This is a genomic window from Citrobacter sp. RHBSTW-00944, assembly GCF_013615435.1.
In the GTDB taxonomy this organism is placed as follows: Bacteria; Pseudomonadota; Gammaproteobacteria; order Enterobacterales; family Enterobacteriaceae; genus Citrobacter; species Citrobacter braakii.
In genome coordinates, this window is sequence record NZ_CP055418.1 from 4,394,462 (window position 1) to 4,405,728 (window position 11,267).

General features: G+C 51.5%; 8 protein-coding genes. 6 read left to right on the top strand and 2 right to left on the bottom strand.

What is annotated here, in order from left to right:
- Positions 1-183 precede the first annotated feature (183 nt).
- Positions 184-858, top strand: a complete 675-nt coding sequence (locus HV334_RS21325; RefSeq protein WP_181220869.1) for a PadR family transcriptional regulator — start codon at positions 184-186, stop codon at positions 856-858.
- A 53-nt stretch (positions 859-911) separates the two neighbouring features.
- On the opposite strand, the gene HV334_RS21330 is transcribed toward HV334_RS21325, so the two are convergent.
- Complete coding sequence (locus HV334_RS21330; protein ID WP_016154592.1) at positions 912-2,432, bottom strand: PAS domain-containing methyl-accepting chemotaxis protein; 1,521 nt, start codon at positions 2,430-2,432, stop codon at positions 912-914.
- Positions 2,433-2,862: 430 nt separating this feature from the next.
- Between HV334_RS21330 and ygjG the strand changes: the two genes are divergently transcribed.
- The gene (ygjG, locus tag HV334_RS21335) at positions 2,863-4,242 is read left to right on the top strand and encodes a putrescine aminotransferase (protein ID WP_049259762.1); all 1,380 of its coding nucleotides are present in this window, start codon (positions 2,863-2,865) and stop codon (positions 4,240-4,242) included.
- A gap of 90 nt (positions 4,243-4,332) precedes the next feature.
- Here ygjG and HV334_RS21340 read toward each other — a convergent pair whose 3' ends face one another.
- Positions 4,333-4,665, bottom strand: a complete 333-nt coding sequence (locus HV334_RS21340; protein WP_016157522.1) for a tRNA-binding protein — start codon at positions 4,663-4,665, stop codon at positions 4,333-4,335.
- A gap of 209 nt (positions 4,666-4,874) precedes the next feature.
- On the opposite strand from HV334_RS21340, the gene ebgR reads away from it, so the two are divergent.
- The 4 genes from ebgR to HV334_RS21360 all read left to right on the top strand — a co-directional run bounded on the left by ebgR (position 4,875) and on the right by HV334_RS21360 (position 11,102).
- Positions 4,875-5,858 (top strand): transcriptional regulator EbgR, encoded by a 984-nt coding sequence (ebgR, locus tag HV334_RS21345; protein WP_047499182.1) that lies wholly within the window; start codon positions 4,875-4,877, stop codon positions 5,856-5,858.
- A 206-nt stretch (positions 5,859-6,064) separates the two neighbouring features.
- The gene (gene ebgA, locus HV334_RS21350) at positions 6,065-9,157 is read left to right on the top strand and encodes a beta-galactosidase subunit alpha (RefSeq protein WP_181220870.1); all 3,093 of its coding nucleotides are present in this window, start codon (positions 6,065-6,067) and stop codon (positions 9,155-9,157) included.
- A complete protein-coding gene (locus HV334_RS21355) occupies positions 9,154-9,603 on the top strand; it encodes a beta-galactosidase subunit beta (RefSeq protein ID WP_016154597.1) in 450 nt (149 codons plus the stop codon). The genes ebgA and HV334_RS21355 overlap by 4 nt, the downstream gene beginning before the upstream one ends.
- Positions 9,604-9,668: 65 nt before the next feature.
- A complete protein-coding gene (locus tag HV334_RS21360) occupies positions 9,669-11,102 on the top strand; it encodes an amino acid permease (RefSeq protein ID WP_181220871.1) in 1,434 nt (477 codons plus the stop codon).
- Positions 11,103-11,267 lie beyond the last annotated feature (165 nt).

Sequence of the window (11,267 nt, forward strand, 5' to 3'; positions counted from 1 at the left end):
AATGATTGCTAATCAGAAAGATTGCAAGCACTTTTTTGATATAGTCGCCTTCTGATTAACCGGCTAACGCAACCCCTTTAAAACAGATAAAAATCATTAACTTAAACAAAAAACATTTTATTGGCTTGCACCAAAACAATATTTAGATATAAATTAGATATATCTAAAACACATCAGGAGACGATGATGCAAAACCATCATGAAGGTTGCTGCAAGCATACAGAGCACCAACACGAAGGCTGCTGCAAGGGTGAAGGACGTCACCACGAAGGCCGCCACAACGAACACCATGCAGGTTGCTGCAAAGGTGAAGAACATCGCCATGAAGGCTGCAACAAAGAACATCACCACGAACAGGGGTGTGGACACCGCCACGGTCGCGGCGGCGGTCGTCGCCAGCGCTTCTTCGGTCACGGAGAATTACGCCTGGTCATTCTGGATATCCTGACCCGCGACGCCAGCCACGGCTATGAGCTGATTAAAGCGATTGAAACCCTGACTCAGGGCAACTATACCCCGAGCCCGGGCGTCGTCTATCCGACGCTGGATTTCTTGCAGGATCAAGAGCTGATCACCATCAGCGACGAGGAAGGCGGGCGTAAACAGATAGCGATCACAACCCAGGGCCAGCAGTGGCTGGATGAAAACCGTGAGCATCTGGAACATATCCACGAACGTATTAAAGCCCGCTGCGTGGGTTTTGAATTACGCAAGAATCCGCAGATGAAACGCGCGCTGGAGAACTTCAAAGCCGTGCTGGACCTACGGGTCAATCATGGTGATACCAGCGATGCGCAGATCAAAAAAATCATCGGTATTATCGATCGCGCTGCGCTGGATATTACTCAACTGGATTAATCTACAGAGCAGGCGGAACGCGTTCACCCTGCGTTCCGCCTTTATCGTTAATATTAATGCAGCACCGTGACTGCATCTTCCAGACGACCAGCGCGATGTTTCACCATCGCGGAAATCTGGGCACTCTCTTCAACCAGCTCGGCGTTTTTCTGCGTAATGTTGCTTAATTCATTCACTGCGCGAGTCAGGCTCGAAAGACCATCTGACTGTTCCAGCGTTGAGTGACTGATTTGGGCGATCAACTGCGTCACGTTTTGCACCTGCGCCACAATATCATCCATCGTGCGCCCTGCGGCGTGAACCTGGTCAGATCCGGACTGCACCTTATCGGCGCTGGCATCAATCAGCTTGCGAATATCATTGGCTGCACTGGCGCTGCGGCTGGCAAGATGACGCACTTCTCCCGCCACCACGGCGAACCCTTTCCCCTGCTCACCCGCCCGTGCGGCTTCAACAGCGGCGTTCAGGGCCAGAATATTAGTCTGGAAAGCAATATCGTTAATCAGCGTGGTAATGGTGCCGATCCGCTGGGTGCTGTTGGCGATATCATCCATAGTTTTGATGACGGTATCCATCGCCTCGCCGCCGTGCGTCGCCGCGCTGCTGGCTGCAATGGAGAGCTTGTCGGCCGCGGCGGCGGTCTCTGAGTTTTGCTTCACCGATGCCGCCATCTGATTCATAGTGGTCACCGTTTCCTGCACGTTCTCTACGGTCTGCTGCGTATGCTTGTTTAAATCATCGCTGCCTTTCGCCAGCGTTTCGCTGTCGCTGCGCACACAGCTCACCTGACTGGAGACATCATGGATGAGCCAACGGCACATTAGCCCCAGTTGCCCCACCGCTCGCAGCATCAGGCCCAGTTCATCACTGCGGTTAAGATGTGACACGCTGTTTCGTTCACCGGTCGCCACTTTTAGCGCCTGACGAGCGACATTCTCAATAGGACGCACAATCTGCCATTCGAAAATAGCCGTTCCCAGCATCATCACCAGCGCGCTTATCAGTAGTAACGGCCATTCGGCGCCCATTTGCTGCAATGCGGCTGCCAGTACGATAAACATAATTGCCATTACGCTGCGCACTCGCCAGCGAATCGGCAGCGCCGGGAGTTTACCCAGCCAGCCTTTGCGTACCACCAGTCCTTTATGGATACGTCGGTTGCAACGCCCTTCATTCAGCGCTTTATATAAAGGCTCTACCGCCGCAATCTCCTCGTCCGTGGCCCGGGTACGAATCGACATATATCCGGTGACACGACCTTCCCGTACCATCGGCACCGCATTGGCCCTTACCCAGTAGTGATCGCCATTCTTACGTCGGTTTTTCACAATCCCGCTCCATGGCTCGCCCTGTTTCAGGGTGTACCACATATCCGCAAACGCCGCTTTTGGCATATCCGGATGACGAACCAGATTGTGCGGCTTATCGAGCAATTCATTCAGTTGATAGCCACTGACCTGGACAAAAGTATCGTTCGCGTGGGTGATATAGCTTTGTAAATCGGTGGTCGACATGAGGGTGATATCATCATCCAGCGGTGTATTTTGCTGACTAACGTAGGGATGAGAAGACATGATTGCGTCCTGTGCAGGTTATCTGGTTGTTAACTCTTTCGGCTTATGTTATTTCGGCGATAATTTTTTTATCTTTAGTTGTTAAATTTGATTTAGATCGCAATTTGCGATTAAACCTCAAAATCTGTACGCATTCTAATCCATTGATTTAAAATACTTTCATTCAGTAACTATTCAACTGCACTTCTACCAACGCACCGTCACAGTGCAAACATTGCTCACTTTTAGCGCAGAAAAGTGCTTTTCCGATCTGTTTTCGCGGTCTTAACCTGGGCAAAATGCCAGCAAATGTTAAACATCAGCATTAAATGTTGCATGAATGAGATATTTCCTGGTGTTTATCCCGATTTTTGCTAAGCGCGCCGGAATGGCGCAATCACTGCAATACTTAAATCAGTATCATGTGATACGCGAGCTCCGGGAGCATATTTTGAACAGGTTACCTTCCAGCGCATCGGCCCTGGCCTGCAGCGCACACGCACTGAATCTCATCGAAAAGCGCACGCTTGATCATGAGGAAATGAAATCATTAAACCGAGAGGTGATTGAATACTTCAAGGAGCATGTCAATCCGGGGTTCTTAGAGTATCGAAAATCTGTAACTGCAGGCGGGGATTACGGAGCCGTAGAGTGGCAAGCGGGAAGCCTGAATACGCTTGTCGACACCCAGGGGCAGGAGTTCGTCGATTGCCTGGGTGGATTTGGAATTTTCAACGTGGGGCACCGTAATCCAGTCGTGGTTTCCGCCGTACAGAATCAACTCGCGAAACAACCTCTGCACAGCCAGGAGCTACTTGACCCTCTGCGGGCCATGCTGGCAAAAACCCTCGCCGCGCTGGCGCCAGGTAAACTGAAATACAGTTTTTTCTGTAACAGCGGGACCGAGTCGGTTGAAGCCGCTCTGAAGCTGGCGAAAGCGTATCAATCGCCGCGCGGTAAATTTACGTTCATTGCCACCAGTGGCGCATTCCACGGCAAATCACTGGGAGCACTGTCCGCCACGGCTAAATCAACCTTCCGCAAACCCTTTATGCCGCTGCTGCCGGGTTTCCGCCATGTGCCGTTTGGCGATATTAACGCGATGCGCACCATGCTCAGCGAGTGTAAAAAGACCGGTGACGACGTCGCAGCCGTGATCCTCGAACCTATCCAGGGTGAAGGGGGCGTGATCCTGCCACCGCAAGGGTATTTGCCCGCCGTGCGTAAACTTTGCGATGAGTTTGGCGCGCTGATGATCCTTGATGAAGTGCAGACCGGCATGGGTCGTACCGGCAAAATGTTCGCCTGCGAGCACGAAAACGTGCAGCCCGACATTATGTGTCTGGCCAAAGCGCTGGGCGGCGGCGTGATGCCAATTGGCGCAACCATTGCCACCGAAGAGGTGTTTTCCGTCCTGTTCGACAATCCCTTCTTGCATACCACCACGTTTGGCGGCAACCCGCTCGCTTGTGCGGCTGCGTTAGCCACCATTAACGTCCTGCTGGAGCAAAATTTACCGGCTCAGGCGGAGCAGAAAGGCGATATGTTGCTGGATGGTTTCCGCCAGCTTGCGCGGGAGTACCCAGACCTGGTGCATGATGTACGCGGTAAAGGCATGCTGATGGCAATTGAGTTTGTCGATAATGAAATCGGCTACAACTTTGCCAGTGAGATGTTCCGCCAGCGGGTACTGGTTGCCGGCACGCTAAACAATGCAAAGACGATCCGTATCGAACCGCCGTTAACGTTAACGATCGAGCAATGCGATCTGGTATTGCGATCGACGCGCAAAGCCCTGGCAGCATTACGGGTGAGCGTTGAGCAGGTGTAATACAGGTCGGATGGCGCTGCGCATCTCAGGCTTACGGGATCAAATGTAGGTCGGCTAAAAGCGTAGCCGCCATCCGGCAATTAGCACAACTTAAACAATCCGCACACCCGCAGGCATAAGGCGTTCTGGCGTCAGCAGCACGCTTTCGCTGCCATCGTCCGTCTCAGCGCACAGCAACATGCATTCTGACGTTTCCCCGCGCATTTTGGCCTTTTGCAGATTACACAGCACCACCACCGTTTTCCCCATCAACTCCTCTTCGCTGTAATAAGGCACCAGGCTGGTCACGGTTTGCAGCGTACGCTCTCCCACATCCACCTGCACGATATACAACTTATCAGCATTGTCATGGCGCTTTACCTGTGCGATTTTTCCAACACGTATTTCCATTCGGGCAAAATCAGCAAATGCGACGGTATCCATTGTGTTCTCCTTTGGTAAAATTTTACTAAATACTAGCAAAATATTTTCTTGGCATGGTTCTCAAAAGCGGGAAAATGACGTAGTCATCACACTCTGAAAGCCCAGTTTTACCCCAGGGATGTCAATTAAACGTACTTTTTTTACTGAAAACAGATGAATAGATAAGCACTTCATTTACAATGCGCAGGTAACTCAGGGAAAAGGCAAACATGGCAACACTTAAAGACATCGCAATCGAAGCTGGCGTGTCCCTGGCGACAGTGTCCCGGGTTTTAAACGATGACCCCACGCTGAATGTAAAAGAAGAGACCAAGCATCGCATTCTGGAGATCGCGGAAAAACTGGAGTACAAAACCAGCAGTGCTCGTAAAAACCAGACCAGCGCGCTCGGCCCCCAGCATATTCTGGCGCTCTACAGCTACCAGCAGGATTTGGAAATCAACGATCCTTACTATCTCGCGATCCGTCACGGAATAGAAACCCAGTGTGAGAAGCTGGGGATCGAACTGACCAACTGCTATGAGCACAGTGGGCTGCCGGAGAGCAAAAACATTACCGGCATTCTTATTGTCGGCAAGCCTTCTCCGGTTTTGCGTAATGCGGCAACAGCGCTTACCGACAACATCTGCTTTATCGATTTCCATGAACCCGGCAGCGAATATGACGCCGTCGATATCGATCTGGCCCGCATCAGTAAAGAGAGCATCGACTACTTCATCGCCCAGGGCGTCACTCGCATTGGCTTCATCGGCGGTGAAGACGAACCCGGCAAGGCAGATATCCGTGAAGCCGCGTTTGTCGAATACGGTCGTCTGCAGCAGGTCGTTTCTGAACAGGACATCTATCGCGGCGGTTTCTCCAGTTCATCAGGGTATGAACTGGCCAAAAAAATGCTGGCGAAAGCCGACTATCCCGGTGCCCTGTTTGTGGCTTCAGACTCGATTGCTATTGGCGTTCTGCGCGCCATTCACGAGCGTGGCCTGAACATTCCGCAGGACATTTCGCTGATTAGCGTTAATGATATCCCGACAGCGCGCTTCACCTTTCCTCCGCTTTCCACCGTTCGCATCCATTCAGAAATGATGGGCAGTCAGGGCGTCAACCTGCTGTTTGAGAAAGCCCGCGATGGGCGTGCGCTTCCTCTGCTGGTTTTTGTTCCCAGCAAGCTGAAACTGCGCGGCACCACCCGCTAAAATCCCCAGTAAACACGCCCGGTTTCTTCTGATGCCGGGCGCGCATTGTCATGCATTATTTTCTGCGCCCCATTATTTTCGTGATCCAGTTAAAGTAAATCACCTCACTCGCTATATTTTAGTAAAACTTTTACTAAAATCACCATCAATTACACTTACTCACCATTACAATGAATGGTTCCGATTTTTCTCCACCGGGAGGCCTTATGAATCGCTGGGAAAACATTCAGCTCACCCACGAAAATCGACTGGCGCCACGCGCATATTTTTTCTCTTATGACTCCGTTGCGCAGGCTCGCTCGTTTGCCCGCGAAACCAGCAGCCTCTTTCAGTTGCTAAGCGGTCAGTGGAATTTTCAGTTCTTTGAGCATCCGCTGCAGGTGCCGGAAATCTTTACGTCGCAGTTGATGAATGACTGGGGCAGCATCACCGTCCCAGGCATGTGGCAGATGGAAGGACACGGCAAACTGCAGTATACCGACGAAGGTTTTCCTTTCCCGATTGATGTCCCCTACGTTCCGACCAATAACCCCACCGGAGCCTACCAGCGCATTTTCTCCCTCAGCGAAGGCTGGCAGGGCAAACAAACGCTGATTCAATTTGATGGCGTAGAAACCTACTTCGAAGTTTACGTGAATGGTCAGTACGTTGGTTTCAGCAAAGGCAGCCGCCTGACGGCTGAATTTGATATCAGCGCGGTGGTGAAGACCGGTGACAACCTGCTGTGCGTTCGCGTAATGCAATGGGCTGATTCCACTTACGTTGAAGACCAGGACATGTGGTGGTCGGCGGGAATTTTCCGCGACGTCTATCTGGTAGGCAAACAGGCGACCCATATTCAGGATTTTACCGTTCGCACCGAGTTCGATGATGACTATCGCGACGCCATCCTCACCTGCGACATTGCGCTGGAAAACCTGGCTGCCACGCCAGCGATGGCGTCGCTCGAATACACCTTGTTTGACGGTGAGCAGGCGCTGCATAGCGGCGTGATTAACAATCTGGCAGTAGATCAACACACCCTCACCGCTTTTAATTTCAAGGTTAGCGCGCCGCAGCAGTGGTCAGCGGAATCGCCGTATCTTTATCATCTGGTGATGACGCTGAAAGATGCCAACGGCAATCTCCTTGAGGTCGTGCCACAGCGGGTCGGATTCCGCGATATCAAAGTTCGCGACGGTCTGTTTTACATCAATAACCGCTACGTGATGCTGCATGGCGTTAACCGCCACGATAACGATCATCTTAAAGGCCGTGCGGTTGGCATGGATCGCGTTGAAAAAGATCTGCTGTTAATGAAGCAGCACAACATCAACTCCGTGCGTACCGCCCATTACCCGAACGATCCGCGCTTCTATGAATTGTGCGATATCTACGGTCTGTTCGTGATGGCCGAAACCGACGTTGAATCTCACGGCTTCGCCAATATCGGCGATATCAGCCGGATAACCGACGATCCGCTGTGGGAAAACGTCTACGTTGAGCGCATCGTGCGCCACATCCATGCACAAAAAAACCACCCGTCGATCGTCATCTGGTCGCTCGGCAACGAATCCGGATACGGCTGTAACATCCGCGCCATGTATCACGCCGCGAAAGCGCTGGATGACACGCGTCTGATCCATTACGAAGAAGATCGTGACGCCGAAGTGGTGGATATCATCTCCACCATGTACACCCGTGTGCCGCTGATGAATGAGTTTGGCGAATATCCACATCCTAAGCCGCGCATCATCTGCGAATATGCTCACGCCATGGGCAACGGTCCCGGCGGGCTGACGGAATATCAGAACGTCTTTTATCAGCATGACTGCATTCAGGGACACTATGTCTGGGAGTGGTGCGATCACGGGATTCAGGCCAAAGATGACGACGGCAACGTCTGGTACAAATATGGCGGCGACTACGGCGACTATCCGAACAACTACAACTTCTGCCTTGATGGCCTGATTTATTCCGATCAAACCCCGGGGCCGGGTCTGCAGGAGTACAAGCAGGTGATTGCGCCAGTAAAAGTACGCGCACAGGATCTGGCTCGCGGCGAGCTACGGGTAGAAAACAAACTGTGGTTTACCACGCTTGACGACTACACCTTGCATATTGAGGTTCGCGCCGAAGGAGATACGCTTTCTGCTCAGCAGGTAAAACTGCGCGACGTCCCTCCTAATAGCGATACCCTCGTGCAATGCACACTGCCGGAACTGGATGCGCGCGAAGCGTTCCTCAACGTCATCGTGACGAAAGATTCCCGCACGTTATACAGCGAAGCCGGGCACCACATCGCGACTTATCAGTTCCCGCTGAAGGCCAGAACGGCGGCTGCCGTACCGTTTAGCCAGCAAAACGCTACCCCTCTGACGCTGGAAGACAGCCGCCAGAGCTGCACCATACGCGGTTATAACTTCCTTCTGACCTTCTCAAAACTGAACGGTAAGCCCATTAGCTGGACCGTTAACGGTGAGGAGCTGATTACCCGCGAGCCGAAGATTAATTTCTTCAAACCAACCATTGATAACCACAAACAAGAGTTCGAAGGCCTTTGGCAACCAAATCATTTACAGATTATGCAGGAGCATCTGCGCGATTTTGCCATTGAGCAAACCGATGACGCGCTGTTGATAACCAGCCAGACGATTATCGCCCCGCCGGTATTTGATTTCGGTATGCGCTGTACCTACCGCTGGCGGATTGCCGCAGACGGTCAGTTGAACGTGGAGCTTTCCGGCCAGCCTTACGGCGAGTACCGGGACATTATTCCGTGCATCGGCTTCACGATGGGCATCAACGGCGATTTGGGGCAGGTGGCGTATTACGGACGTGGTCCCGGTGAAAACTATGCCGATAGCCAGCAGGCCAACATCATCGATATCTGGCGCAGCAGCGTGGATGAGATGTTCGAAAACTATCCGTTCCCGCAAAACAACGGCAATCGTCAGGACGTGCGCTGGGCAACGCTAACCAACCGCCACGGCAACGGTCTGCTGGTGATTCCGCAGCGCCCTGTCAACCTGAGCGCCTGGCGCTATACGCCAGAAAATATCTTTGCCGCACAGCACTGTAATGCGCTGCAGCGCAGCGATGACATCACCCTGAATCTGGACCACCAGGTGCTGGGCTTAGGCTCCAACTCGTGGGGAAGCGAGGTGCTTGATTCCTGGCGCGTCTGGTTCCGTTCGTTCAGCTACGGCTTCACGTTGTTGCCGGTTTCCGGTAGCGAATCTAGCGCTCAAACCGCCGCCAGCCGCGTCTTTGGTACCGGGTTCTTTTCCACGAATTTGCACAGTGAGAATACAAAATGAGGATCATCGACAACTTAGCGCAGTTCCAACAAATTTACGCATCCGGGAAGAAGTGGCAGCGCTGCGTCGAAGCGATTGAAAATATTGATAATATTCAACCAGGCGTCGCCCACTCTATCGGTGATTCCCTGAGCTATCGCGTGGAGACAGACTCCGCGACCGATGCACTGTTTACCGGTCATCGTCGTTATTTTGAAATCCATTACTACCTGCAAGGACAGCAAAAAATAGAGTATGCCGCCAAAGAGGATCTCCAGGTGGTTGAATATTATCGCGATGAAACCGATCGCGAATATCTGAAAGGCTGTGGAAAAACCGTAGAAGTGCGCGAAGGACAAATGGTTATTTGTGACAACCATGAAGCCTATCGTTTTATTTGTAATAACGCAGTGAAGAAAGTCGTACTCAAAGTCACCATCGAAGATGGTTATTTTCATAATAAATAAAAACACAGGCGGCGCCGACGTTGCGCCGCCAGTACCCTATAATAATCAGGAATCGGAGATGTGCTATGTCTGATACCAAACGTAATACCATCGGCAAGTTCGGCTTACTTTCACTCACCTTTGCCGCGGTTTATAGTTTTAATAACGTTATCAACAATAATATTGAGCTGGGTCTGGCATCCGCACCGATGTTTTTCCTCGCGACGATCTTCTACTTTATTCCGTTCTGCTTAATCATCGCTGAATTTGTTTCGCTGAATAAAAACTCCGAAGCCGGTGTCTATGCTTGGGTGAAAAGTTCGCTGGGCGGACGTTGGGCATTTATTACCGCCTATACCTATTGGTTCGTTAACCTGTTCTTTTTTACCTCGCTGTTACCCCGTGTTATCGCCTACGCCTCATATGCTTTTTTAGGCTACGAATACATTCTGACACCGTTCGCAACCACGGTGTTAAGTATGGTGCTGTTTGCCTTCTCCACCTGGGTTTCGACCAACGGCGCAAAAATGTTAGGACCGATTACTTCGGTCACCTCCACATTGATGCTGCTGCTGACCCTGTCCTACATCCTGCTGGCGGGTACTGCGCTGGTTGGCGGCGTACAGCCTGCTGACCCTATCACCGTAGACGCAATGATCCCGAATTTTAACTGGGCCTTCCTCGGTATCACCACCTGGATCTTTATGGCGGCAGGCGGTGCGGAGTCGGTGGCAGTGTACGTCAACGACGTCAAGGGCGGGTCAAAATCGTTCGTGAAGGTCATTATCATTGCCGGGATTTTTATCGGCGTGCTCTATTCCATCTCCTCGGTACTGATCAACGTCTTCGTGAGCAGCAAAGAGCTGAAATTTACCGGTGGTTCGGTACAGGTATTCCACGGCCTGGCGGCATACTTTGGCCTGCCGGAACTGATCGTTAACCGCTTTGTCGGCCTGGTCTCCTTTACCGCGATGTTCGGCTCTCTGCTGATGTGGACCGCAACGCCGGTGAAAATTTTCTTCTCTGAAATTCCGGCGGGTATTTTCGGTAAAAAAACCGTCGAACTGAATGAAAATGGCGTTCCGGCCCGCGCAGCCTGGATTCAGTTCCTGATTGTTATCCCGCTGATGATTATCCCAACGCTCGGCTCCAATACCGTGCAGGATTTAATGAACACCATCATCAACATGACCGCCGCCGCATCGATGCTGCCGCCGCTGTTTATTATGCTGGCTTACCTGAATCTGCGCGCAAAACTGGACCACTTACCGCGCGACTTCCGTATGGGCTCGCAAAAAACCGGCATTATTGTGGTATCGATGCTGATTGTCCTCTTCACCATCGGGTTTGTTGCCTCGACCTTCCCGACCGGCGGTAACTTCATGACCATTATTTTCTATAACGTCGGGGGGATTGTTATTTTCCTCGGTTTTGCCTGGTGGAAATACAGTAAATACATCAAAGGGCTAACCAAAGAAGAAAAAGCTATTGAGGCGGCTCCCGCGTCAGATATTAATTAAAATATTAATAACGATTAGAGCGGTCTGTTTTCTTGCTCACCTGAAATACAATGTGAAATTAAATATACAGACTTGCAGGGCATTTATTGCCCTGCTCTTCTGTTGTGTACTTTCATTATTTGCAGCAAAGATTCGTCCACCAGCGGCCGCAACGTGTGAATCGCC

What these genes read in the sequence shown, in the direction of transcription:
- ebgR (WP_047499182.1), top strand. Translation starts at nt 4,875, where the DNA reads ATGGCAACACTTAAAGACATCGCAATCGAAGCTGGCGTGTCCCTGGCG.
- HV334_RS21355 (WP_016154597.1), top strand. Translation starts at nt 9,154, where the DNA reads ATGAGGATCATCGACAACTTAGCGCAGTTCCAACAAATTTACGCATCC.
- HV334_RS21360 (WP_181220871.1), top strand. Translation starts at nt 9,669, where the DNA reads ATGTCTGATACCAAACGTAATACCATCGGCAAGTTCGGCTTACTTTCA.
- HV334_RS21325 (WP_181220869.1), top strand. Translation starts at nt 184, where the DNA reads ATGATGCAAAACCATCATGAAGGTTGCTGCAAGCATACAGAGCACCAA.
- HV334_RS21330 (WP_016154592.1), bottom strand. Translation starts at nt 2,432, where the DNA reads ATGTCTTCTCATCCCTACGTTAGTCAGCAAAATACACCGCTGGATGAT.
- ebgA (WP_181220870.1), top strand. Translation starts at nt 6,065, where the DNA reads ATGAATCGCTGGGAAAACATTCAGCTCACCCACGAAAATCGACTGGCG.
- HV334_RS21340 (WP_016157522.1), bottom strand. Translation starts at nt 4,665, where the DNA reads ATGGATACCGTCGCATTTGCTGATTTTGCCCGAATGGAAATACGTGTT.